This is a genomic window from Brumimicrobium mesophilum, assembly GCF_003025005.1.
Lineage (GTDB): Bacteria > Bacteroidota > Bacteroidia > Flavobacteriales_D > Crocinitomicaceae > Brumimicrobium > Brumimicrobium mesophilum.
The window spans coordinates 46901-73309 of sequence record NZ_PVSS01000010.1; the positions used below are offsets into that span (position 1 = coordinate 46901).

At 34.5% G+C, this 26409-nt stretch carries 16 protein-coding genes and 1 tRNA gene; 10 read left to right on the plus strand and 7 right to left on the minus strand.

Features of this window, described 5'->3' with window-relative positions; all coding sequences use genetic code 11:
• Positions 1-5: 5 nt before the first annotated feature.
• Positions 6-584, minus strand: coding sequence for a hypothetical protein (locus tag C6368_RS11330; protein ID WP_107039327.1), 579 nt, complete (start codon positions 582-584; stop codon positions 6-8).
• A gap of 493 nt (positions 585-1077) precedes the next feature.
• Entirely contained in the window at positions 1078-3009 is a 1932-nt protein-coding gene (locus tag C6368_RS11340; protein WP_107039329.1) for a Na+/H+ antiporter NhaC family protein, read from the minus strand.
• A gap of 144 nt (positions 3010-3153) precedes the next feature.
• On the opposite strand from C6368_RS11340, the gene guaB reads away from it, so the two are divergent.
• The 6 genes from guaB to C6368_RS11370 all read left to right on the plus strand — a co-directional run bounded on the left by guaB (position 3154) and on the right by C6368_RS11370 (position 12557).
• Complete coding sequence (gene guaB, locus C6368_RS11345) at positions 3154-4626, plus strand: IMP dehydrogenase (RefSeq protein ID WP_107039330.1); 1473 nt, start codon at positions 3154-3156, stop codon at positions 4624-4626.
• 114 nt (positions 4627-4740) lie between these two features.
• Positions 4741-6681, plus strand: a complete 1941-nt coding sequence (locus C6368_RS11350) for a peptidylprolyl isomerase (protein ID WP_159038568.1) — start codon at positions 4741-4743, stop codon at positions 6679-6681.
• Positions 6674-7531 carry a hypothetical protein gene (locus C6368_RS11355; protein ID WP_159038569.1) on the plus strand — a complete coding sequence of 286 codons (858 nt, stop codon included), beginning with the start codon at positions 6674-6676 and terminating at the stop codon, positions 7529-7531. The genes C6368_RS11350 and C6368_RS11355 overlap by 8 nt, the downstream gene beginning before the upstream one ends.
• The gene (locus tag C6368_RS11360; protein WP_107039333.1) at positions 7497-8870 is read left to right on the plus strand and encodes a peptidylprolyl isomerase; all 1374 of its coding nucleotides are present in this window, start codon (positions 7497-7499) and stop codon (positions 8868-8870) included. The genes C6368_RS11355 and C6368_RS11360 overlap by 35 nt, the downstream gene beginning before the upstream one ends.
• A 24-nt stretch (positions 8871-8894) precedes the next feature.
• Positions 8895-9848, plus strand: a complete 954-nt coding sequence (locus C6368_RS11365) for an AAA family ATPase (RefSeq protein ID WP_107039334.1) — start codon at positions 8895-8897, stop codon at positions 9846-9848.
• 63 nt (positions 9849-9911) lie between these two features.
• Entirely contained in the window at positions 9912-12557 is a 2646-nt protein-coding gene (locus tag C6368_RS11370; RefSeq protein WP_107039335.1) for a TonB-dependent receptor, read from the plus strand.
• A 269-nt stretch (positions 12558-12826) separates the two neighbouring features.
• Here the strand turns inward: C6368_RS11370 and C6368_RS11375 are convergent.
• Positions 12827-12900 (minus strand) — tRNA-Arg (locus tag C6368_RS11375).
• A gap of 209 nt (positions 12901-13109) precedes the next feature.
• Between C6368_RS11375 and C6368_RS11380 the strand changes: the two genes are divergently transcribed.
• Positions 13110-13805: a TapB family protein gene (locus C6368_RS11380; protein WP_107039336.1), complete on the plus strand. Its 696-nt coding sequence runs from the start codon at positions 13110-13112 to the stop codon at positions 13803-13805.
• A 64-nt stretch (positions 13806-13869) separates the two neighbouring features.
• On the opposite strand, the gene C6368_RS11385 is transcribed toward C6368_RS11380, so the two are convergent.
• From C6368_RS11385 to C6368_RS11400, 4 genes are all read right to left on the minus strand, one after another.
• A complete protein-coding gene (locus C6368_RS11385) occupies positions 13870-14565 on the minus strand; it encodes a response regulator transcription factor (protein WP_234369129.1) in 696 nt (231 codons plus the stop codon).
• A gap of 6 nt (positions 14566-14571) precedes the next feature.
• Positions 14572-15921, minus strand: a complete 1350-nt coding sequence (locus C6368_RS11390) for a sensor histidine kinase (RefSeq protein WP_107039338.1) — start codon at positions 15919-15921, stop codon at positions 14572-14574.
• Positions 15922-16170: 249 nt separating this feature from the next.
• A complete protein-coding gene (gene kbl / locus C6368_RS11395; protein WP_107039339.1) occupies positions 16171-17361 on the minus strand; it encodes a glycine C-acetyltransferase in 1191 nt (396 codons plus the stop codon).
• Positions 17362-17857: 496 nt separating this feature from the next.
• Positions 17858-21739, minus strand: a complete 3882-nt coding sequence (locus C6368_RS11400; protein WP_159038570.1) for a DUF7948 domain-containing protein — start codon at positions 21737-21739, stop codon at positions 17858-17860.
• A 180-nt stretch (positions 21740-21919) separates the two neighbouring features.
• Between C6368_RS11400 and C6368_RS11405 the strand changes: the two genes are divergently transcribed.
• The 3 genes from C6368_RS11405 to gpmI all read left to right on the plus strand — a co-directional run bounded on the left by C6368_RS11405 (position 21920) and on the right by gpmI (position 26339).
• A complete protein-coding gene (locus tag C6368_RS11405; RefSeq protein WP_107039341.1) occupies positions 21920-23821 on the plus strand; it encodes an amidophosphoribosyltransferase in 1902 nt (633 codons plus the stop codon).
• 114 nt (positions 23822-23935) lie between these two features.
• Complete coding sequence (locus C6368_RS11410) at positions 23936-24832, plus strand: sensor histidine kinase (RefSeq protein ID WP_107039342.1); 897 nt, start codon at positions 23936-23938, stop codon at positions 24830-24832.
• On the plus strand, positions 24819-26339 hold the full coding sequence (gene gpmI, locus C6368_RS11415) for a 2,3-bisphosphoglycerate-independent phosphoglycerate mutase (RefSeq protein WP_107039343.1): 1521 nt from the start codon (positions 24819-24821) through the stop codon (positions 26337-26339). Before C6368_RS11410 ends, gpmI begins: the two co-directional genes overlap by 14 nt.
• The last annotated feature ends 70 nt before the right edge of the window (positions 26340-26409 follow it).

Here is a 26409-nt window from a genome sequence, read left to right on the forward strand (position 1 = left end):
CAACTCTAAAAATGTTTAGGGTCTTCTAACCAATCTTCATGCTTTTTAACCAAATAGTTATTATCTATCCATACTTCATAAAACTCTGAATTTAATTTACAACTGACTTCATCAAGTATTTGATAATTTTTTATAACCGTTTTTCTATAAAGCATCTTCAATGAGTCAATTCTAAATGGGGCTTCAATAGTTTCATCCAAATAATTTGAAAATACCATGTTCAAACTACCTTTGTGATAGAAAGAGACTCCACCATTAACCTCTTCAAAAACTATCATTTTAACATGGTCAGCTCCAATACTGGCTAACTTTCTTTGCATTATAAGAAATAAAACACCTTGTTTTTTATTTTCTGGAATTATTAAACCATCTGGAACAAAGTTATATCTTTCAATTAATACGTTTGGCATTATCTTTTTCCAGCTAGACAAAGTATCTTTGAAACTATCAAAAACTTGTTTCCCGAATTCTGTTTTGGCCCCTTCTAATAACAATCGATCCAAGCATTCCAATTGCTTCTTTTCATTATCTGCACAAGAGCTTATCAAGCAAATAAAAAGCAAACAACTTACTATTCTCCTCATAGCTTTATTCTATTAAAAAACAGTAATATATTTACAATTATTAAAATAATTACACCGATAATTTTTATATAAAAAAGTACGCTATTTATCTCATAACCGGAATCCACACAATCAAACCCATTACATTTCACAATAATCTTATCCTCGGAGTAATTTCGGCAACTTAACTTGTTCATCAGTACAGTATAAAGTTCCCCATCATCATTCTTCAATTTTAAATGACGATTAGACACTTTACGCAGATTGCATTTAGCTTGTTCTAAAGTTGAAAAATTCAACACCTTAACTTCACCACTTTCTAAGGTCTTTCTTAAAGAAACATCATGATTAACTGAATTCGCTAGTAATAGGATTAAAATCACAGAAAGTACATGAAGAACAAGTTTTAATTCTAAAATATTAAACCTCACACTACTTCTTTTCCTTTTCATACTCCATCCTTGCTACCGCGCGATTCATCTCGTGGTTGTATTAAAACCTTAAAAGCAGTTTTCTACACCTTCTTCCCCACAAAATGCACAATCAAGTACAACAACACTATCCCAACTCCAAAAGCCACCAAACTCGGAACTCCAAATGCTGTTGGAATCACACCAATAAACAACGCAACTGCTCCTACACTCAGCGCATACGGCATTTGTGTTCTCACGTGTTGAATATGATCACAAGACGTAGCTAAACTACTCAAGATTGTGGTATCTGAAATTGGCGAACAATGGTCACCAAGCACGGAACCAGCTAAAACTGAAGCAATAGTATTGTACAAAATGGCCATTTCAGAGAAATTTGGATCTCCCGCCGCTACAGCAAAAGATAACGGAATCACAAGTGGGTACATTAACGCCATTGTACTCCATGAAGAACCGGTTGAAAATGCAATAAATGCAGACAATACAAACGTTAATGCAGGAATTACCCAAACATGTGAAAAATCGGAACCAAAGAAGGCTTTCAGGTATTCTGCTGTACTTAAACTTTCAGTTACTCCAGCTAGTGACCACGCAAGAATCAAAATTACAACTGCTGGCATCATGGTATTTATTCCAACAATCATTGCGTCCATTGCTTCCTTCAAAGACATAATTCTTTGAGAAACGGTCATAACGATTGCTGCTGCTAATCCGGCCATAGAAGACCACAACAATGCAACATAGGAATCAGCATTTCCAATCACGATTCCTAGTTTTCTAAAGAACCCAACTGAATCTCCGCCTTCTGTTCCAATCGCAGCCCAAGTTCCATTACTTAAATCTATTCCTGCTGCCAGTAATTCGGTATTTGAAGCGGAAATTCCTGTCACCAACAAACCTAGGAAGGTTCCTGAAATCACGATAAAAATTGGAATGATTGCATTGTAGGCTTTAATTTTGGCGTTTTTCACAGGATTAAACTCTTCCAACTCACGATTCGTAACCGTATCCGCAGTAATTCCTTCTTTAATTGTTTTGACTTCTGCTTTGTACATTGGACCGAAATCACGTTGCTTATAGAGTAAGAAAAACACGAAGAATAATGTAAAAACAGGATAAAAAGAATACGCCAAAGAGTTAATAAAAATCCCATAAGCACTTTCTGCAATTACAACACCTTGCTGCATTTCAATTTTAGAAATTCCATCGCTGATGTACGTTAACTCTGCACCAATCCAAGTTGTAATAAATGCTACGGCTGCAATTGGCGCTGCAGTTGAATCGACGATGTAAGCTAACTTTTCTCTAGAAATCTTCAACTTGTCTGTAATAGGTCGCATGGTATTTCCTACAACCAAAGTATTTGCATAATCATCGAAAAAGATGGCCAACCCTAAGAAATAAGCCGTTAACATTCCTGATTTACGATTCGTAGCGAATTTTATTAATCGGTTCACAACTCCTTGCATTCCTCCATTTTTGGAAATTATGGCGACAATGGAACCAATAATAACGGAGAATAAAATCACCGAAGCATGTCCAGGATCGAGCAAGGCATCTAAAATATAATGATCTAAAACAGTAAAAAAAGCTGCAAAAATTCCTGAAACTCCTCCTCCGTAAAATCCAATTGTTGCTGCACCAATAAAGATCCCAAGGAATAAAGAAGAAAGAACTTCTTTAAAAATTAAAGCCAAGATAATAGCAATTAAAGGAGGTAACAAGGACAACCAACCGGGAATAACCAAAGGTTTTTCGAATTGAATATTTGTGTTTTCAAATTGAATGTTATCATTTTCCAAAACCACATTCATCACATAATTATCTCCAGTTTTATTAAGGTTTAGCGTATCACCATTTAAAATCAAATATTCTAATTCAACTTCAGATTGAACTTGAATGTCAGTAGGAACATTTTTTAGAACTACTTCAGGAAAAATTACATTTTGGCTAAAAGCCATTTGTCCAGCAAATAAAAATGTGACAAAAAGAATTGTAGTGATCTTTCTAAGCATGTGTTTTTTCGAATTTAGTGTTCGAATATAAGAATAATGACTGTTTAACAGATTTTATCAACATAAAAACATCAAAAAAGTCTATTCTTTTTTAAATATTAGTACATTTGCGTGAATTTATTTACATATAAAAAATAGGTTCACATGGCATTCCGCGATATAAGTAAAGTAAGAGAAGGTTTAACATTTGATGACATCCTTCTTGTTCCAGCATTTTCAGAAGTTCTTCCACGAAACGTAATTCTTAAAAGTAAAATCTCTAAAAACATTACTGTAAATACGCCAGTCGTTTCTGCAGCAATGGATACCGTAACAGAATCAAGCATGGCAATTGCTATGGCTCAAACTGGAGGTATTGGTGTGATTCACAAAAACATGAGCATCGAGCTACAAGCTTTAGAAGTACGTAAAGTAAAGCGTTCAGAAAGTGGAATGATCATCGACCCAATTATTTTACGTGAAAACGCATTGGTTAAAGATGCACTTCTTTTAATGAAAGAAAATAAAATCGGTGGAATTCCTGTCGTTGATGAAAACAAGGTGCTTAAAGGAATAGTTACAAATCGTGATTTACGTTTTGAAAAAGTAAAGGAAAGGCCGATTACAGAAGTTATGACCAGTGAAAATGTGGTTGTCACAACTGATTCAACAGACCTTACAACAGCTGAAGGAATTTTACAAGAACATAAAATTGAAAAACTTCCGGTTGTAGATAAAGACAATAAATTGATCGGTTTAATTACTTACCGTGACATTATAAAAGTAAAACAACACCCTAATTCTTGTAAAGATCAATTTGGTCGTTTGCGCGTTGCTGCAGCAGTTGGTGTAACAGAGGACACCATTGATAGAGTTGACGCACTAGTAAAAGCTGGAGTTGATGCAATTGTTATTGATACAGCTCACGGTCACACAATGGGAGTTGTCGAAAAATTGAAAGCTGTAAAAGCAAAATATAAAGATATCGACGTTATCGTTGGAAATATCGCCACAGCAGAAGCGGCAAAACATTTAGCTGACGCTGGAGCTGATGCAGTAAAAGTAGGAATTGGACCTGGTTCAATTTGTACAACAAGAATTATTGCAGGAGTTGGTGTTCCACAAATCACAGCAATTAATGACGTAGCAAGAGCACTTGAAGGAACAGGAATTCCTGTTATTGCAGATGGTGGAATTCGCTACACTGGAGATATTGTAAAAGCAATTGCAGCTGGAGCAGATACAGTAATGGTTGGTTCCATGTTCGCAGGAACAGAAGAATCACCTGGGGATACTATCATTTATCAAGGCAGAAAATTCAAAGCTTACCGTGGAATGGGTTCAATTGAGGCAATGGAAAAAGGCTCAAAAGATCGTTATTTCCAAGATACAGAAGATGACAGCAAGAAATTAGTTCCTGAAGGAATCGCTGGTCGCGTGCCCTATAAAGGAAACCTAGAAGAAGTTGTGTACCAAGTTGTTGGTGGATTAAGAGCTGGAATGGGATATTGTGGTGCTGCTACAATTGAAGCATTGCAGGGTGCTGAATTTGTAAGAATAACTAATGCTGGAATGACAGAATCACATCCTCATGATGTTGCAATTACAAGAGAAGCTCCAAATTACAGCTTCAAATAAAATCTGAACACAATATTTTTTGATGTTAAGTGTTTAACACCTAATTAGAATATTATTTTCGTAAACGTTTTTAAAATTAAAGTATTTATAATTATGTATTTGAAAAATTTTTTAGTGTCACTCATCGCTTTTTTAGCATTTTCCATTAACGTATGGAGTCAAAAGGATGGTGAAGTCGTTGTAATGACTGTCAATGGTGACCCTGTAACTCAAAGTGAGTTCCTACAAGTTTATTTAAAGAACAATGACAATCCAAAATACGATAAAGAAAGTTTGGATGAATACATGGAACTTTATAAAAAGTTTAAATTAAAAGTTGCTGAGGCTGAAGCTTTGGGATACGATACAATTCCATCTTTAAAAAGAGAGTTAAAAGGTTATAAAGAGCAATTATCTCACCCCTACTTAATTGATTCTAGTAAGTCAAGTGAATTACTTCATGAAGCTTATGACAGAATGAAATATGAAATAAAAGCATCACACATTTTAATTAATGTGAAACCAGATGCTTCACCTGCCGATACTTTAAAAGCATACAACAAAGCGATTGCTTTAAAAAACCGAATTGAAAAAGGTGAAGACTTCGGAAAAGTAGCAGTTGAAGGTTCTGAAGATCCTTCTGCAAAAGTAAATAAAGGTGATTTAGGTTATTTCACAGCTTTCCAAATGGTTTATCCTTTCGAAACTGCTGCATACAACTTGAAAGTTGGTGAGGTTTCTATGCCATCAAGATCAAGCTATGGATATCACCTTATAAAGGTAACAGACAAACGTGAAGCCAGAGGAACAATTACAGCTTCTCACATTATGGTTTTTTTAGATAAGGATGCAGAAGAAGAAGACATTACAAATGCCGAAAAGAAAATCAACGAAATTTATAAAGAATTAGAAGAAGGTGGTTCTTTTGAAAAATTAGCTCGTTTATATTCAGATGATCAAGGTTCTAAATCCAAAGGAGGTAAACTTCCTGCTTTTGGTTCAGGAACTAATCAAAGAATGGTAACCGAATTTGAAGACGCTGCATTTGCATTAAAAAATGATGGAGATTACTCTCGCCCTTTCAAAACAGACTATGGTTTTCATATCGTTCAAAGAAATGAATTTAGCCCATTGGGTTCGTTAGAAGATTTAAAGCCTGAACTGCAACAAAAATTAAGTCGTGGTGATAGAGCTAATCAATCGGAAAAAGCTTTTATCGCAAAATTGAAAGAAGAAAATTCTTTTAAAGATAAAGGAAGTAAAAGATTACCTTGGTTTTATGAAAATATCGACAGCACAGTTTTCAAAAAGAACTGGGAAACACCTGAGTTGAAGAAAAACAAGTGGATGTTCAAATACAATGAAACGAAGTATGACATGCTTTCATTTATGAATTACATTTCTAGTAATAAGTCTACAACACAAATGCCAATTCAAAAATTTGTAGATCAAAAGTACAAGGAATGGCAATCAGCTGAAATCATGAACGATGAGAAAAACAGTTTGGAAATGAAATATCCAGCTTATAAAGCTTTACTGCAAGAATATCATGATGGAGTTTTATTGTATGAAATAATGAAGGACAAAGTATGGGATAAAGCCATAAAAGACACAGTTGGTTTAAAAGCATATTTCGAATCAAACCAAAGTAAATACCAATGGCCTGATCGCATAGAAGCAATTATTTATTCTTCAAGTAAAAAGGACATGTTATTAGAGGCCCAACTTCTAAATGAAATCGATACATTAACAATGTATGATGTTTTAAGTAAAGTAAATGCAGATTCTCAATTAAATCTAGAAGCAGAAAAAGGAAAATTCATTCAATCGGAAAATCCTTTATTGACCAACAGAACTTTAAACACTGGCGCAAACGACATTTTTAAAGAAGGAGATAAATATTATCTTATTATTGTTGAAGAAAAACTTCCTGCAGGACCTAAAAAATTGCAAGAAGCAAGAGGTTCGGTAATTCAGTCTTATCAAGAATATTTAGAAGAAAACTGGTTGAGAGAACTGAGTGAAAAACACACAATTAAAGTGAACAACGAAGCATTATATTCTATTGGTGAGTAAGTTCAAAACATATCATATTGAGAAGGTTGTTCTATGGAGCAGCCTTCTTCTGTTTTTATTTTCTTGTTCAGGAAATGGAGACGAAAAGATATGCCAAGTAGGTGATGAAATTTTGTATGAAACAGAATTGATAAATCGTATGGAACTTATAGATTCTGATCTTTCAGAACAAGAGTCCAAGGATAAGGCAATAGAAGAATGGATTCAAGAGCAACAAATCGCATTAGAAATTGAGCATATTTCACCAGATGTAAAAAAAGCCCATGAAATAAGGGTAAGACATGAATTGATGCAACTGAATCTTTTTGAATTAGAGAATAATTTTATTACTCAACATCTCGATTCTGTAATTAGTGAAGAAGAAATTCAAAGCTATTACACTTCACATCGAGAAAATTATAAAAGTGAATCCTTTATTGTCAGGGCGTTATATATTAAAATACCGGACACTTTAGCTACTGCATTGAAAATCGACAAAAGCTACTTGTTAAAGAATGATAAAGACCTCACAGAAGTAAAAAAAATTGCAAATCTTTACGCGACCAACTTTTATTTTGAAAAAGAGCGTTGGATTTATTTTGATGATTTAGTAAGAGAGATTTCAATTTCCGCCAATAAAAAAGAAGAGTTAGTTAAAAATCGTGGAAATGCGATTTTTAAAGAAAATGGTGAGACTCATTACGTAAACGTACTCGATTTCAGAACAAAAACTATATCTTCACCGATGGAGATTGAAAGAGCTGGAATTAAAAGACACATCCTTAAAAGAAGGGTGAATGATTTACGAAATAAAGCAAAAGAAACAATATTAGAAGATGTTAAAGAAAAGTATCCTATCAGTTATTATTAGTTTTGGTTTATCCTTTCTAGGAAATACTCAAATTTTATCTAATTCTACATCATCAGAAAAAATTATTGATGAAATCGTTGCACAGGTTGGCGATCTTCCAATTTTACTTTCTGACCTTGAATCCCAAAAGCTTCAATTAAGAGGAGAAGGAATGGATGTGAATGACCAAACAAATTGTTCCATTTTAGAAGAATTACTTTATCAGAATCTATTGCTAAACCAATCTAAAATTGATAGTATTGAAATGTCAGATGCACAGGTCAATGCCGAAATGGAAAATCGTTTGCGTACCTTAGAACAACAAATTGGTAGTCGTGAGAAATTAGAACAATTCTATGGTAAAACTTACACTCAAATTAAAGAAGAATTTCGTGAAATAATTAGAGACAGATTACTTTCTCAGGAAATGGAACGTCAAATTATTACTGATGTAGAGGTTAGTCCAAAAGATGTAAGGACATTTTTCAATTCCATTCCTGAAGACAGTTTACCTTACATAAATGAAAAAATTGCTATTCAGCAAATTGTTATTTATCCGAAAATCACTCAATCCAGCAGAAATGATGTTATTGAAAAATTGAATGGTTGGCGTGCAGATTTCGAAGCAGGAAACCGTTCCTTTTCGGCAGTAGCAACTATTCATTCAGAAGATCAAGGAAGTGCTAAAGAAGGTGGTAAAATCGAGGCTACACGTGGAATGATGGTTAAACCATTTGAAGCGGCAGCATTTGCACTCGAAGTTGGACAAATATCAGATGTAGTTGAAACACAATATGGATACCATATTATTGAATTGCTTTCTCGAAAAGGTGATGATTATACTGTGAGACACATTCTATTAACTCCAGAAGTTGGTCGTCAAGAATTAAGAGACGCTGCTACTTTAATGGATGAATGTTATGCAAAATTGAAGAAATATGAAATTACTTGGGATCAAGCAGTAATTGCATATTCCGAAGATGATGATACCAAACAAAATCAAGGTAATCTTTCAAATCCTTATACGGGAGATCAATATTGGGATGTTTCAAATATTAATCAAATTGATCCTCAAATCTTTGGTTTAGTTAATGGATTAGAAACAGGCGAAATTTCAAGCCCCGGGTTGTATACTGATATGAAAACTAGAAAAGACGGTGTTCGTGTAGTGAGAATTAAGAACAGAACAGAACCACATACAGCCAATTTAAAAGACGATTATAATTTCATTAAGAAAGCTGCAGAAAACAGCAAGAAGGAAGAAAAAATCACTGAATGGGTTAACAGTAAAGTTGGGAAAACATATGTTCGTTTTGATGAAAATTACTCATCTTGCAACTTCCGTTATTCTTGGAACTAAACGCGTTAAAAAACACTTATCACTATGTCAAATGTAAATGAATTAGATCAACTGGTTGAAAAATATAAAGCGCTTAAGAAGGAAATTCATAAGGTTATTATTGGACAAGAAGAAGTTGTTGATCAAGTTTTAATTTCAATGTTTTCTCGTGGTCATTGCCTTTTAGTAGGTGTTCCTGGATTAGCAAAAACTTTATTGGTCAACACTATTGCTCAATCTTTAGGTTTAAGCTTTAACAGAATTCAATTTACACCAGATTTAATGCCTTCTGACATTGTTGGTGCAGAAATCTTAAATGAAAATCGCGCTTTTCAATTTGTAAAAGGACCATTATTCAGCAATATTGTTTTAGCCGATGAGATCAATAGAACTCCTCCTAAAACACAATCAGCTTTGTTGGAAGCAATGCAAGAACGTCATGTTACAGCAGCTGGAAAAACATATGATTTACCGAAACCATTTTTTGTTTTGGCAACTCAAAATCCAATCGAACAAGAAGGTACATACCCTCTTCCAGAAGCACAATTAGACCGTTTTATGTTTAACATTTGGGTAGATTATCCAACTTTTGAAGAAGAAATGGCCATTGTGAGATCAACAACTCAAGACACAAACGTTACGGTTAATCAAATCATGAGCAGTGAAGAAATCATGCGTTTTCAAGCATTGATTCGTGAAATTCCAGTTGCAGAAAATGTTTTGGAGTACGCTGTAAAACTAGTTGGTAAAACAAGAATTAACGATACATCTGCACCAAAGTTAACCAAAGACTTTATCACATGGGGAGCAGGACCTAGAGCGTCTCAATATTTAATTATTGGAGCGAAATGCCATGCCGTTCTAAAAGGAAAATATGCGCCAGATATCGAAGATGTTCAAGCAGTTGCAAAACCAATTCTTCGTCACCGTCTTGTACGTAATTATAAAGCTGAGGCAGAAGGTTATTCAATGGATAAAATTATAAGTGAATTACTATAAACTTTGAAGTAATTATACCATTTGCAATTCCAACACGTTAATTGCATTAAACAAGGTCATTTTATGAGGATTTTTTCCATTTTACTTTTATTTATAACCATTGCAATTCATGGGATATCACAAACTGGAACAATTACTGGAAAGGTTGTAGATAAAACAAACAAAGGATTTCCTGAAATTAGAGTTTATTTAAAAGAGGACGTGAAAGTCCGCACTGAAACCAATCTTGATGGTTATTTTGAATTTGAAGTACCTAATGGAAAACAAACAATAGTTATTCAATTTGATGATGAAGTTCAAGAAAGAACTGTTGATGTTTTCGAAGGACAAACAGTAACAATTGACAAAGTAAAACTGAATGTTCAATACTTCTCAGGTATTAGCGTCGTAGGAAAAGGTGGAGACAACACCATTGGAGATTTACCAATGATTGATATGGGCTCTATCCCTTCTCCAAATGGTGGAGTTGAACGATATCTGGTCCTTACTACAGCTGCATCATCCAATAATGAATTGACAAACAATTACAATGTTCGTGGTGGAAGTTATGATGAAAACCTTGTTTATGTAAACGGATTTCAAATTTATCGTCCTTTTTTAACCAGAAGTGGACAGCAAGAAGGAATGAGTTTTATCAATCCAAACTTGGTAGATAATATCGCATTTAGTGCGGGAGGATTTACTTCGAATTATGGTGATCGATTGAGTTCAGTTTTGGATATTACTTATAGAACTCCAACAGGATTTAGAGGTTCATTTGACGCTTCTTTACTCGGCGTTTCAGTGCATATTGAAGATGAAGTTAATCCCCGTTTTAATTACATGATTGCTGGAAGATACCAAGACCAAGGCTATGTTTTGAATTCCTTGCCAGTAAAAGGTGCCTACAAACCACGATTTATGGATTTTCAATTTGTTGGAAATTATAATATAAAAGAGAATTTGATATGGAGTGTTTTGGGGCATTTCTCTTCAAATGATTATCGTTTTGCTCCTCAAACACAAGAAACAAAATTAGGTACCATTAGTCAACCATTAAGTTTCAAAGTATATTTTGAAGGACAAGAAGTAACTCGTTTTCAAACCATGACAGGAGCAACTTCTCTAAAGTGGGAGGTAAATAAAAGAACTGATTTAGCCATTTACGCAAATATTTTCAATACTGACGAAAGAGAAACTTTTGACATTTTAGGAGAATATTTCATTAATGAATTAGAGAATGATCCTGCTAAAGAAGAATTTGGTGATTCGATAAATACCGTTGGAATTGGAGCTTTTCTAGATCATTCGAGAAATAGACTTCAAGCAACAATTTATTCTTTAAGACACGAAGGAAGTTACCAATTTATGCAACTAACCGAAGATGGACTAGATTACAATAGAAAAGGAAAATTGAGTTGGGGATGGTCTGCACAATACGAAGATTTCTACGATGTATTGAGTGAATGGAGTATGATTGACTCAGCTGGATACAGCTTACCCAATGACAACCCGGACGAAATAGGATTTCAAGAAGTGATAAAAGCCAATAATGTTCTAACAACATGGAGAGTAAGCGGATTTACACAATACGCACAATCATTTGATAAATACATAGATAATTATCCTGTTGAAATAAAAATGGTGACTTATGATTCTCTTGGAAACAAAGTAAAATACCTGCATTATGACACCATTGAAAGATCAAGGTCTCAGTTTACATTTAATGCGGGATTAAGAGGTGGTTATACTGCGTTCAACAATGAATTTTACGTTACACCACGCGCTAAATTAAGTTATTATCCAAGAAAATATTATATCAATAGTCAAGGTGATTTAAAAAAGCGCTTTGTTCGATATAATTTAAGTTCAGGACTGTATTATCAACCGCCTTTCTACCGTGAATTAAGAAGAATGGATGGAACGGTGAACGCAGATACCAAAAGTCAGAAATCTTTTCATTTTGTAGCCGGAGTAGATTATGCCTTTGAAATGTGGGAACGTAATTCGCCTTTCAAATTTACTGGAGAAGCATACTACAAATATTTATGGGATGTGAACCCTTATGGAATTGACAATGTTAGAATTCGCTACTTAGCTGAGAACATCGCAGTAGGACATTCTTATGGGATTGATTTGAATATTCACGGAGAATTTATCGACGGAACCTACTCATTCTTTAAGATTGGATTAATGAGAAGTATTGAGGATATTGAAAATGACGACTACTATTCGTATTTCAATTCAGATGGCGATGAAATCATCCCTGGTTTTACATTCAATGATACACCAGTTGATAGTGCTTTAAATTCTGTAGGCTTTATCCCAAAACCAACAGATCAATGGTTCACATTTGCAACACTAATTCAAGACAGGATGCCAGGTATTGAGCAGTTCACAGCTCAATTAGGATTCAACTTTGGAACTAGACTTCCATATGGTCCACCAGACGACATTCGAAGGAAAGACACCTTACGTCAAAAACCATATTTCCGAGTAGACATAGGGTTTGGTTATGATTTCCTCTACAATAAAGAAAAGAAAGAGGACAGAAAGAAAATTTTTAGACCATTCACGGATATTCGACTAAATTTCGAGGTTTTCAATCTTTTAGGAATAAACAATGTCCTTTCACAGCAATGGGTTCAAGACACCCAAGGAAACTATTTAGCTGTTCCAAATTATCTAACGCAAAGAAGGCTTAATTTAAAGTTGATTCTGAAGTTTTGACAAAGAAATCAATAGGCAATATTGAGTTTTGAGTAGTTTTCTTTGTACTTCCCTAAATAGTGTTGACCTATTTGGTTTATATTCTTTTACCCATATCCCACAATTATGATTCAGAAATTATTCTCTGGGAACGGAAAATTTTCAAAGACAAGTTTGCATTTATTCTGCACGAACCCTCAAGGATTATAGATCTTTGACAGCTCTAAGGAACTTTCAGATGATTTATAACTTAAAAAAGCCCTCCCTAAAGGGAAGGCTTTCACTCTTAGTGACCCCGGAGGGATTCAAACCCACAACCGCTGGAGCCGAAATCCAGTGCGCTATTCAGTTGCGCCACGGAGCCATTTTTTTTTTGGATTCGGGGTGAAACTAAATGTTTTTTAGCATTCAGTTGCGCCACGGAGCCATTTTTATTTTTGGATTTGTGGGGAATTTCTAAGTATTTCCCAATAATAAATCACACGACAAAATTAAATTATTTTTCAATTCCTCCTCTAATAAACTAAAATATTATAGGTTTGTGTAAAACAACGAATTAAAACACTCAATATCATGAAATTACTTGGCTCAATTATCGTAACAATTTTCTTCTTTATGAATGTTAGCGCACAAGATTGTGAAAATTCCAAACTCCTGAAGGAAGGTACTAAATGGGAAATATCCAATTTTGATAAAAAAGAAAGGCTTACAGGAATCAACAAATATGAATCAATAAGTGAAGAAACAACTGCAAATGGTATGATTTGGGTTATGAAAACAACGGGAGTTGATGCTGATGGAGAAGAATTTATTCCTGAATCAATGGTTACTATAGTTTGTGAAAATGGTACTTATCAAATGGATTTCACCGAATTTTTACCTACAGAAATTTTAGCTAATCTACAAAACATGGAAGTTGAAATGGAAAATACCAATATCAATTTTCCATCTATACTTGATGTTAATGCTAAATTAGAAGATGCCACAGCCACAATTACAGCGTCAACTTCAGGGGTTAGCGTTATGAACCTAAAATTAAATATCACAGATAGGAAAATAGAAGGAATAGAAACCATTGAAACAGAAGCTGGTAGTATGAAATGTTTAAAAATCACTCAAAATACAATAGTAACAAGTGGATTCATTAATCGCTCCCTAAAATCTACCACATGGTTTCTTCCTACATTTGGCGCTGTGAGAACAGAAAGCTTCAATCAAAAAGGAAAGCTAATTGGAGTCTCTGAATTAACTTCATTGACCTTACCTTAAGTTATTTCGTATTCCCTAAAATAATAAAGTGAGCAACCAAAAGGTATAGAAAAGAAAAATATACTTAAGCATCAGATTCTACCGTGAGCTTAAATCCAATTCCATGAATGTTTTCAATGACAACTTTTGAATCGGCTGCCACATACTTTCTTAGTTTTGTAATAAATACATCTAAACTTCTTCCAACAAAATAATCATTCTTTCCCCAAACGGCATTTAATACCATTTCTCTGGCAACAACTTGATTTTGAAACTTAGATAAGATTTTTAAAATATGTGCTTCTTTTTTAGTTAATTTTTTTTCACTACTTCCATTGGTTAAAATGTAATTAGAAATATCAAAGGTGTAGTCTCCAATTTGAACTTTTTCTTCATTCTCACTTCCTGCGTGGATATTCACTCGTTTTAGTAATGCCTTAACTCTCAATTTCAATTCTTCTGAACTGAATGGCTTAGTTAAATAATCATCTCCACCTGCGTTAAAACCTTTAATTTTATCCTCAGTCATTGCCTTTGCTGTAAGAAATAAAATAGGAATGGTTAAATTTATTTTTCGCACATCCATTGCCAAACTAAATCCATCCTTTTTCGGCATCATAACATCGAAAATGCATAAATCATAAGTCTCCTCATTAAATCGTTTGAAACCATCCATTCCATCGGAAGCAAGAGTTACATCATAACCTTCCATTTTCAATTGGTCTGAAATTACAAACCCCAAATTTGTGTCATCTTCTACTAATAATATCCTAGGTTTCATCTTAATTTAATTTGTTTGAGGGGGAATCCAAAATGAAAATGTACTTCCTTGCCCAGCTTTACTTTGGACACTCATTTTCCCACCATGTTTATGTATAATAATTTTCACATAGAATAAGCCTAATCCAAACCCCTTAACATCATGCATATCTCCAGTTGGCACACGATAAAATTGATCAAAAACTTGCTTCAATTGTTCTTTTTCTATTCCTATTCCATTGTCTTGAACACTAATTTCTATACCTCCATTTTTATTCTTAGAGCTGACCTTTACTTTGATATTTTCTTTAGAATATTTTGAAGCATTATCCAATAAATTCAAAATAACATTGGTGATGTGCACTAAATCAACATTAAATATAGCATTTGAAGCAGTCAATTCTAACTTTATTTCTCCACCGCTTTTAATCTGATTAAATCTAAAATTCTCAGCTAATTCTCCAATCAATTCATGTAAATCTACTTCCTCTAATCGAAGCTCAAGATCATTGCTCTCAAGTTTAGCCATATTTAAAACTCGCTCTACTTGCTCTTCTAAACGCTTATTTTCTTTGTAAATTACCTCGGCATATCTTTTTAAACGTTCGGGGTCATTTGAAAAGTCGTTTTGCATTAACATTTCACTTGATAAACCAATCGTTGAAATCGGTGTTTTTAATTCATGCGTCATATTATTTACAAAATCTGCTTTCACCTCTGAAGTTCTTTTCTGCTTAATTATTACCGAAAGCGAAAAAGCGAAAAAGATCAAGAGCACTCCAACTATAAACGCAACATATAGCCATGGAGAACTTTCTACCTTTAATTTATCACTGGGTTGAGATAATATTTCAGGAAAGAAAACAGTAAAGTAATGACCGTCTCTTTTCCATTCTAAAGCTGGTGATGTAACCCCAATAGAACTATCCGTTTCTGGAGCATAAAGTGAATCTCTACTAAAACGAATTAAATTTCCATAAACAATGCTGTCATTGTAACAGTCATAAATACCATATTGAAAATTCTGGGTTATACTGTGTTCGTAAAAAGTGCGCTTTAAGAGCTGTTCAAGATAATAAGGATGTAAATTTTCGTTGATATCCACTAAAAAGTAATTGGAACTTTTTTGTTTTACTGCACCATATAAAAATGAGCTATCTACATGGTGAGATCCTATTTCTTCAACGGCATTACGCAATGCAACCCTAACTGATTCTTCAAACTGTCGAACATTTAAACTGTCCTGACGTTCTTGAAGAATTAACGCATCTTTTTGTGCCTTAATTGTTCGGTTTATCCAGAAAACCTGAACCATCAAAATACTAATAATCGATAATACTCCGATTATGATAACAGCATTTATGGTCCTTCTATTCATGGCCTAAAAATAAAGAGATTTGAAGTAATAAAGTGTTATTGTCAAGTTAAATTGTAAATCTAAAAAAAGAAATTCTACCGTTAGAAAAATCTATGATTTTGCCAATAGAAGAATTTCCTTTCTCTCTAAACTTGCTTAAGAATAATATCTAAAACCCTTTATTTAAATTCAAGCAATTCAATATCCGTGTTCTTGCGATTGTTGCCGTCGACAAGCTAATTCATCGAAGGTATCGTGGATGTCGAACTATTAATCAATCACTTTTAATTCTTTTCCTACTTTGATGAAAGCAGCAATGGCTTTATCAAGTTGTGCTTTAGAATGTCCCGCTGAAATTTGCGTACGAATTCTAGCTTTTTCTTTAGGTACAACAGGATAAAAGAATCCTATTGCATAAACTCCTTCGTCTAACAATTTGTCTGCGAACTTTTGAGATAAAGCTGCATCATAAAGCATAATTGGAACAATTGGAGAGTCTCCCTTCACAATGTCAAATCCTGCCTCTAGAATAGCTTTTTTGAAGTAAGTTGTATTTTCTTCTAAAGTATCTCTCAACTCAGTTGAAGAATTCAAAATCTCAAAAACTTTTAATGATGCTCCAACAATTGATGGCGCCAAAGAGTTTGAGAATAAATATGGACGAGAACGTTGACGCAACATATCAATCACTTCTTGATTAGCAACAGTATAACCTCCCATTGCTCCACCTAAAGCTTTTCCTAATGTTCCTGTGATGATATCCACACGGTCCATACAGTCATAATATTCTGGAACTCCACGACCTGTTTTTCCAATAAATCCAGCTGAATGACATTCATCACTCATTACAAGTGCATCATATTTATCCGCTAAATCACAAATTTCATTCATTTTTGCGAAATCTCCATCCATTGAGAATACTCCGTCTGTAACGATTATTCTATGGCGCTGGTCTTGCGCTTTCTTCAATTGCTCTTCCAAATCAGCCATGTCACTATGCTTGTAACGGTAACGTTGTGCTTTACACAAACGAACTCCATCAATAATCGAAGCGTGATTCAATTCATCTGAAATAATTGCATCTTCTGCTCCAAACAATGGCTCAAAAACACCACCATTTGCATCAAACGCAGCAGCATATAAGATTGTATCTTCTTTTCCGTAAAATTCAGCTATTTTGGTTTCTAACTCCTTGTGAATATCCTGTGTTCCACAAATAAAACGCACTGATGACATTCCGAATCCGTGAGTATCTAGTGTATCTTTGGATGCTTGGACAACATCAGGATGAGATGATAATCCTAAATAGTTATTGGCACACATAATAACAACTTCATCCCCACTTTTTACTTTTACCGCAGCTCCTTGTGGAGTGACAATGACACGTTCTCTTTTGTAAACGCCATCATCTTTTATTTCTTCTAATTCTTTTGCTAAATGATCTTTTAACTTTCCGTACATCTGCTTACTTTTTGTTTCTAACAAAGCTAAGAATTTTAGTGGTATCTGAATGAGAAATAACGGATAAATGAAGAACGAAATATGTAAATCTATCCTTTGCCTGAAATTAAAAAAAGAAGACTAAATATGCTAAGACAACTCTTTTAGAAGTCAAAATTTTTAAAGAGCCTCTATATTAAATCAAGGGAATTTCAAATTTGTTCTTCTAATCCGAGACTAAAGTCACTTCCTAAATAACTACGGAATGTGCGGAGATTACTATCAAAATAAGTGTGATGATGTTCGAAATTCTATTCGAACATCAATTGCAAGAAATCCGCGATAATTCCAATTCAGGTGAGGTAAAAATTCCGCGAAACATCGCTTTGTTTGAAGTTCTGCTTAGCTTACCAAAACATCCGTCGTGGTGACTGAGCTTATGGAAAGCGACTAAGGCCCGTGCTCCATTGCAGTGCACAAGCACCAAATCAGACTCAATTCTCCTGCCTCTAGCTTCCTACTTCAACAAATTCACATGACCAACCAAATTTTCTTTATTTCCTTCGGTATCCTCATAAACAATTTTCCATACATAAGTTCCGTCCTTACAAACTTTCCCACCATAGGTTCCATCCCAAACGCCATTCAAGTCAAAACTTTCAAAAATCACCTCGCCCCAACGGTCAAAAATCAACAAATGAAAATCTGTGACATTTCCTCCTACAACAAAGAAATTATCATTATTCCCATCTCCGTCTGGAGTAAATGAATTAGGCACATAAATAATTCCTTCATAATGAATTTCAACCTCATCTCTGGCAATACAACCATTTTCATCTACAAAAGTAACAGTGTAAGCTGTCGATTTATTAGGGTTTGCAGTCGTATTTTGACATTCAACACATGATAGCGCATTTGGTGGTGACCATGTGTAAGTCCCACCAGGATTACTTCCATTTGCAGATAGATTTACTGGATCGCCAATAAAACCATAATAATCAGGACTCGCTTGAACAAATGGCTCTGGAAAATGATCAATTACCACCTGCGCCGTCGAACCACAACCATAATCATCAGTAATGTAAACAGTATAAACTGTTGGATTATTTGGAGCTGCCGTTGTCATTGATGAATTAGGAGAATTTACAGAAAATGATGGTTCCCATTGATAAGAAACTCCACCACTCGCCCATAACTGAACAGTATCACCTGGACAAACGAGCGTATCGTTTCCGGCAGCTGGATTCACACCAATAACATTAACATAAACACTATCCCTGACTGTTCCACAAATGTTCGAAAACTCAATATAATACCATCGGTCAACTGGTGTGGAAATAACAACACTTTGACCAGTTATAGTACTTATATCTATATTTGGTGACCATTCTATTGTAGGCGCATAACTAACTGATAAATTCAAAATGTCGCCTTCACAAACAAAAGCGGTATCAATAACATTGGGCTGTGGAGGAGATTGAATAACAGTTACATTTATTTGCTCGGTTAAAGTACAGCCCTGAGCAGTATAAATTTCTACATTATAGGTTGCGTCGAAATCCGGTGAAATAAGTAAAGAATCTTCGTTTGTCACCCCTACAATTGATGTAGGCTCTGAACTAGTCCAATTATAAGTTGCTCCTCCACTAGCCCATATCGAAACCGTGTCTCCCTTACAAATTTCCAAATCGGTAATCGCAGCTGAATTACCTGAGAAAGTAGAAAGTGTTACAGAAATGGTATCTGCTCCGCATGAGTCAGAAATAATGACTGTAAAAACAGTTGTTGAATCTACGGTTGCAATAGGATTTGGAGAATTAGGATTATCTAGAAACATTGCAGGAGACCATTCATAGACTGCACCTCCTGAAGCTTCAAGTTGATAGGAATCTCCGGGACAAATTGCTCCTACAGGCTGAACAACAGCACCACTAAAATCTCCAATTTCAATTTCTAAATAACTCGTATCAGGTACAAAACATCCATTTTGATCTTTTGCTACTAACATAATATTATAAGTTCCAGCAGATGTATAAATGTGAAATGGATCCGATAATGTACTGGTTGTCCCGTCACCAAAATCCCAGAAAAATTCATTTCCATTTTGAGAATTGTTAGTGAAAAAAGTGGTGTCATTCGCACAATTTAATACATCAGGTATTGATAAAGCTGAGAGAATCGAACCCAAATCGAATTTCCATGCAGCTAAATTACAATTTGAACTATTGTTGGTTTCGGAATACGCACCTGGAGTAGTTGTAAATCCAAAAGTAGTTCCCCCACACGCTCCACAAACAGCATGATAAATTCTACCCTGCTTATCAAATCTACTTGTTCCACCATCCACGTGGTTAGCACTACTTCCAACTCCCCCCATGAATGTTCCATAATTAAAATTAACCGCATTCTCAGAAAGTACTCCAATATAAAAATTGCTTCCATTGGTGTTTGATTGGTAAGCATTTGCCGTGGTTGGAAACCCATTAGAGGTACTACCAGTAGCTTGAACCGTCTGATTTGTATTTCCTCCCCATCCAGTATAATAAATCTCATTACAATTGGAAACCAAAAAAGCTGTAGGTGAAATCTCAACAGTATTATTTCCACCACCAACCAGTGTTGACCAATTTAAAGTGGCTAGATTTGTTGAATATTGACGGATAAACTGACCGGAATTTGGATTGCTATACACTCCTGAACTGATTGGCATTGCTCCAGCAGTTTGACCAAAAGCATAAACACGATCTGTTTGATCCAGTTGCACGAAAAATGACTGGTCATAGGAAGATGTTCCAATATATGTACCACTGATTAAATTTGAAGTGGTTCCGTTCATTCTAACAATATATCCATCTCCCGATCCTCCTTGAAAAGTTGTTTGATGACCTCCTGTTGCCGGAAAATTTATTGATTGCGTACCACCACTAACATAAATATCATTGGTAGAGGAAACTTGAATCGAATAACCAGCATCATCACCTGAACCACCTAGGTAAGTTGACCAGATTAATGTTGATAAATTTGGATTAAATTTAGCGACAATAGCATCCTGATTCCCCCCAAGTGAATTATCATATCCATTTACTATTGGGAAATCTGCAGATTCAGTTGAACTAGTAATTAATACATCACCATTTTGATCTAAGATAATTTCACCTCTAAAAACATCGCCATAATTATAGTTCAAACTGCTCACATTTAGCCCATCATTTTCACTCCCCCCTATTAACGTACTTGCCAATAAAGCAGAACCATTGGCATTCAATTTTGCAACAACAATGTCTGTTCCATTAAAAGAAATGGAAATTTGAGAAGTCGTTGTTCCTCCATTATGAGTTGTTTGATATGCGTTTGCAGAAGTAGGAAAATCGGTTGAAGTGGTCACCCCTAAAATATAAAGCTCTCCTAAACTATTCGTAATTATTGAATTTGGTGTTTCATTTCCATTTCCTCCAATATAGGTTGAGTACATTAAATTTGTTCCATCACTTGAAAACTTGCTGATCCCAATATCTATTTGATATAATCCGAAACCACCATTATAAGTACCATCATATGCTCCAGTAGAAATTGGATAACCTGTTCCAAATACAATTCCACCTGCATATAAATTTGCATCATCATCAGGAGCAGCAGTAAAACCCCAATTATCTGATGTTGACCCCGTAAAGGTTGAAAAAGTCAAACTTGGGTCAATAACCAATGCCGAAGTTGTATCATATCCATCTGGAAAATAATAACTAATTGTATCTTCTTTAAGTTCAAATTCAGAATTTACTATTGCACTTTCACCTTCAGCAGATTCATTCCAAACCTCTAACCCATTCTCAATGATAGGACCAAAACGAGTATTTATTTTAATTTCACCTTCGTCTAATTCCAAACTTTCCATTCCTTCATGGAATATCTGAATAATTGAAGGGTCAACCCCCGCTTCAACTTCAAAAGAATATTTGATACTTTCTAGTGTTTTTTCTAACACCATATCAATCCCTGGATAATAATCAATAAAACGCAAAGACTTATATGACAACACATTAGATTGCCATTTCGACTGATCATTGCCAAGAAAATAGTTCTTATAGAAAGTAGAACTGTCGGTTTCAACAACTTCACCTTTCCATGAAGAATTTATAAAATGACTGTGAACCGTATGGTGTTCAACTAGATCAACTGAATCTCCATGATGAGCTGCGTGATAAACATCTCCAAGATTACTTAATGCGTAGGTAAATTTATCTTTTTCAATGAAGAAATCTCCTTTGAGCAAGCCTACTTTATATAAAATCTTGCTATCCCACTGACCTCTATTGGGTTCAAACCACGATTCACCATCTTGACCAAAAGCATTTGGTGCAAGAGATAAAAGTAGTAGCCAAAAAAGTATTAATCTGGTCATCATTCAAATATACGAAATGTAAAAACATTCCAAGTTACCGATAAATAAATAAAATCTATAAGTAAGACTGTTTCCTATGGTGATTCGTTGCTTTTTTTAATGATTTAGTAACACTCTTCTATTTTTTTGCGGTTAAAAGATTTTTTAAAAGTATTTTTGCAAAAGAAAAATATCAAGTCCATGAGTGATGCAATCAAGCATGAGTGCGGAATAGCACTTCTTCGTTTAAAAAAACCTTTAGAATATTACATAGATAAATATGGGACAGCCTTTTACGGCTTGAACAAAATGTATCTATTAATGGAAAAACAGCACAATCGTGGTCAAGATGGTGCTGGTTTAGCTAATATCAAACTGGATATGAAACCAGGTGAACGCTATATTTCTAGAAGTAGATCTGTTGATCCGAAACCTATTCAAGATATTTTCACAACGATTAATAGTCGTTTTGAGGAAATCGCGGAGCACAGTCCTGAGAAATTAAAGGATGTTGACTATTTAAAGAAAAATGTCGGTTTTACAGGAGAATTATTCTTAGGGCATCTGCGCTATGGAACTTCTGGAAAAAACGGAATTGAAAGTTGTCACCCATTTTTGCGTCAAAACAATTGGATGACAAGAAATCTTGTTGTTGCAGGAAATTTCAACTTGACCAATGTAGATGAACTATTCGATGTACTTTCAAACTTGGGCCAGCATCCAAAAGAGAAATCTGATACTGTAACAGTCTTAGAAAAAATCGGGCATTTCTTAGATGTTGAGAACGAAGGTTTATTTAAGCAGTATAAGACTCAAGGATATAATAACAAAGAAATTACATCGAAAATAGCTGAACACCTTGATATTGAAAAAATATTGAAACGTGCTTCAGAAGATTGGGATGGTGGATATACAATGTCTGGATTGTTTGGACATGGTGATGCATTCGTTTTAAGAGATCCTGCAGGAATACGTCCAGCTTTTTGGTATGAAGATGAAGAAATTTGCGTTGTAACTTCAGAACGCCCAGTTATTCAAACAGCCTTCAACCTCAAGAAAGAAGATATTAAGGAATTGAAACCTGGTCATGCATTAATTATCAAAAAATCAGGACAATTAGATGAAGTCAAAATTAACGAACCTACCGAAAGAAAGGCTTGTTCTTTTGAACGTATATATTTCTCAAGGGGAAATGATTACGACATTTATAAAGAAAGAAAACTATTAGGTCAGTTTCTTATTCCACAAATTATTGAAAGTATCAATAATGAATTAGACGATTCTGTTTTCTCTTTTATTCCAAACACTGCAGAAATGTCATTCTATGGAATGATGAAAGGTTTGGAAGATTTCCTTAATGTAGAAAAGATGGAAGCCATCAAAGCATTAGGAAGTGAAATGACTGATGAGAAATTATCTCAAATCCTAACACGCAAAACACGTTTTGAGAAAATAGCAATAAAAGACGCCAAATTAAGAACATTCATCACGCAGGAAGATGCAAGAGATGAAATGGTGGCTCATGTTTATGATATCACATATGGAACGGTAAAACGCAACGTTGATAATTTGGTCGTTATTGATGACTCCATTGTTCGTGGAACAACGTTGAAACAAAGTATCTTGCGCATATTAGATCGATTGGAACCTAAGAAAATCGTAGTTGTTTCTTCAGCTCCTCAAATTCGCTATCCAGATTGCTATGGAATTGACATGGCTAAAATGAGTGACTTTATCGCCTTTGAAGCAGCTATTGAATTGCTAAAAGAAACAGGAAAAGCATTTATTATTGATGAAGTTTATAAAAAATGTAAGGAACAACAAACATTCCCTAAAGAACAAATCAAGAACTATGTAAAAGATATTTACAAACCATTTACTGCCAATGAAATATCTGCAAAAATCGCGGAACTATTAACTCCAATAGACATGAATTCTGAGGTTGAAATAGTTTACCAAACAATAGAAAACCTTCATAAAGCTTGTCCAGATAATCTTGGAGATTGGTATTTCACAGGAAATTATCCAACTCCAGGTGGAAACAAAGTTGTAAATAGAGCATTTATAAATTACATTGAGGGTATTGGCGGTCGCGCATACTAATTATTTATTTGAAAGAAAAAATCAAAAAATAAAGTGTTGATTTCAAAATAGAGCATAAGCAATTAAAGAATAATTATGCTAAGCGAGGTCTTAAACAATAAGTAAACAGTAACTATGAAAAAGCAAACAGCTGTATTTTTCTATATTCTAGGAGTTTATGTTGTTTTGCAATTCATTTGGTGGGGTTACCATCTTATAGAACTTTCATCCGAAATACATCCAAACAACTCTCCTAACAAGAGGGTTGTTATGGTTATTGGCGAAGGACTTGTATTTTTCGTGATACTCATGTTCGGTTTATGGAAAATTAGGGCTTCAATTCAGAAAGAAATGAAAATGTCTAAAAGGCAAAATAATTTCCTACTTTCAGTTACTCACGAATTGAAAACACCTTTAACTTCCAATAAGCTTTATCTTCAAACATTACTGAAACGAAAAAATCTTGAAAGAGGTCAACAAGAAGAAATGCTATCGCAAGCGATAACTGAAAACAAGCGCTTGGAGGATATGATTGAAAATATTCTTACAGCCACAAGAATTGAAAACCATAGATTGCAACTTAATTTTGAAGAGTTAAATTTAAGTCGAGAAATGACTCAAATAGTTGATAAATGGTCCAAATCTCGGGTTCCAGTTCTACTTTCAATTGAAGAAAACATCATTACAAAAGTTGACTTATTTGTAATCGAAACAGTTTTGCATAACCTTCTTGAGAATGCCTTAAAATATTCGGGAGATAATCCGAAAATTGAGGTTTACATGACGAAGACAAATAAAACAATTACGTGGGGAGTTAAAGACAACGGTAAAGGAATCGATCCCAACATGAAAAGTGATATTTTCAAGAAATTTGTTCGCATTGGAAACGAAGAAACTCGAGCTCAAAAAGGTACAGGATTAGGATTATACATTGTAAAAAACCTGCTTGTATTTCATGGCGACACAATTCACTATTTGCCGAATAAACCTCAAGGAGCGCATTTTAAAATCACAAGAAATGAAAGAAAGTAAAAAGGTTGGATTAATTATTTTGGATGGTTGGGGAATTGGTGACAAGAGTAAATCTGATGCCATTCACAATGCTAAAACTCTTGTCATGGATAATTTACTATTGAAATATCCAAATTCAACCCTCGTTACTTTCGGAGAACAAGTTGGCTTACCGGAAGGGCAAATGGGAAACTCTGAAGTTGGTCATTTAAACATCGGCGCCGGAAGAATTGTTTACCAAGAACTCACCAGAATAAACAAATCCATTAAAGATGGAGAGTTTTTCAAATTAGACATTTTAACCTCTGCATTTCAAAAAGCCAAAGCCAAAAGTCAAAAAGTTCATTTTATAGGACTTGTTTCTGAAGGAGGTGTTCACAGTTCTCAAAAACATTTGCATGCACTTTGCGACATGGCAAAACAGCACGATTTAGAAAAGGTGTACATACATGGATTTACAGATGGAAGAGATTGTGACCCTAAAAGTGGAAAGTTATTTTTCGAAAATTTAGAAAAACACATAGAAGATAGTCCCGTGAAAATTGCCAGCATTATTGGAAGATATTTCGCAATGGACAGAGATAAAAGATGGGAAAGAGTTGAACAAGCCTATAATTTGATGACGCATCAAAAAGGAAAACGTTTCAATTCTTCAGAAAATGTTTTTAATTATTGGTACAATGAAAATATCACGGATGAATTCATCGAAGCATCTGTAATCAATCATGGAGAAGAAAATACTAAGATTGAAGATGGAGATTTAGTTATTAGTTTCAATTTCAGAACGGACAGACCAAGGGAAATTATTACAGTTTTGAATCAACATGCCATTGAAGGTTATGATATGAAACCTTTGTCAATTGATTTACTCACGATGACTTCATACGATGACACATTCCAAAATATAGGTGTGATTTTCAAGAAAGACAATCTTCAAAAAACATTGGGAGAAGTTTTGGCAGACCATCAAAAAAGTCAAGTGCGTATTGCTGAAACAGAAAAATACCCACATGTTACTTTCTTCTTTTCTGGAGGAAGAGAAAATCCATTCACAGGTGAAAAAAGACTTTTAGTTGCCTCTCCAAAAGTTGCAACCTATGATTTACAGCCTGAAATGAGTGCATTAGAAGTTACCCATCAAATCACTGATGAAATAATTCAAAATTCACCCGACTTCTTTTGTTTAAATTTCGCCAATCCCGACATGGTGGGGCACACTGGAATATATGAAGCAATTATTACAGCCGTGGAAACAGTAGACTCTTGTTTAGGAAGAGTGATTGAAGCAGGAAAATCTAAAGGTTATGAATTTATCGTTATCGCAGATCATGGAAACGCAGACATGGTCATTAATCCGGATGGGTCACCAAATACTGCACATTCTTTAAATCCAGTTCCAGTGATTTACGTAACGAATGAAAATTTAGAACTTAACGATGGAATTTTAGCAGATATTGCTCCAACTATTTTGAGTAGAATGGGAATTGAAAAGCCAAATGAGATGGGAGGAAAAAGTTTGATTATTTAAGCTTGCTTCCTTTGTGATTCTATAATTTAGTAATTCTCACAAGATATTTCAACGTTCTCGAAATCGCTGT

Excerpts from the sequence above, each read along its gene's own strand:
- C6368_RS11390 (WP_107039338.1), bottom strand. The coding sequence starts at position 15,921 with ATGAATAGAAGGACCATAAATGCTGTTATCATAATCGGAGTATTATCG.
- C6368_RS11370 (WP_107039335.1), top strand. The coding sequence starts at position 9,912 with ATGAGGATTTTTTCCATTTTACTTTTATTTATAACCATTGCAATTCAT.
- C6368_RS11330 (WP_107039327.1), bottom strand. The coding sequence starts at position 584 with ATGAGGAGAATAGTAAGTTGTTTGCTTTTTATTTGCTTGATAAGCTCT.
- guaB (WP_107039330.1), top strand. The coding sequence starts at position 3,154 with ATGGCATTCCGCGATATAAGTAAAGTAAGAGAAGGTTTAACATTTGAT.
- C6368_RS11385 (WP_234369129.1), bottom strand. The coding sequence starts at position 14,565 with ATGAAACCTAGGATATTATTAGTAGAAGATGACACAAATTTGGGGTTT.
- C6368_RS11400 (WP_159038570.1), bottom strand. The coding sequence starts at position 21,739 with ATGACCAGATTAATACTTTTTTGGCTACTACTTTTATCTCTTGCACCA.
- gpmI (WP_107039343.1), top strand. The coding sequence starts at position 24,819 with ATGAAAGAAAGTAAAAAGGTTGGATTAATTATTTTGGATGGTTGGGGA.
- C6368_RS11365 (WP_107039334.1), top strand. The coding sequence starts at position 8,895 with ATGTCAAATGTAAATGAATTAGATCAACTGGTTGAAAAATATAAAGCG.
- C6368_RS11360 (WP_107039333.1), top strand. The coding sequence starts at position 7,497 with ATGTTAAAGAAAAGTATCCTATCAGTTATTATTAGTTTTGGTTTATCC.
- C6368_RS11340 (WP_107039329.1), bottom strand. The coding sequence starts at position 3,009 with ATGCTTAGAAAGATCACTACAATTCTTTTTGTCACATTTTTATTTGCT.
- kbl (WP_107039339.1), bottom strand. The coding sequence starts at position 17,361 with ATGTACGGAAAGTTAAAAGATCATTTAGCAAAAGAATTAGAAGAAATA.
- C6368_RS11380 (WP_107039336.1), top strand. The coding sequence starts at position 13,110 with ATGAAATTACTTGGCTCAATTATCGTAACAATTTTCTTCTTTATGAAT.
- C6368_RS11405 (WP_107039341.1), top strand. The coding sequence starts at position 21,920 with ATGAGTGATGCAATCAAGCATGAGTGCGGAATAGCACTTCTTCGTTTA.
- C6368_RS11410 (WP_107039342.1), top strand. The coding sequence starts at position 23,936 with ATGAAAAAGCAAACAGCTGTATTTTTCTATATTCTAGGAGTTTATGTT.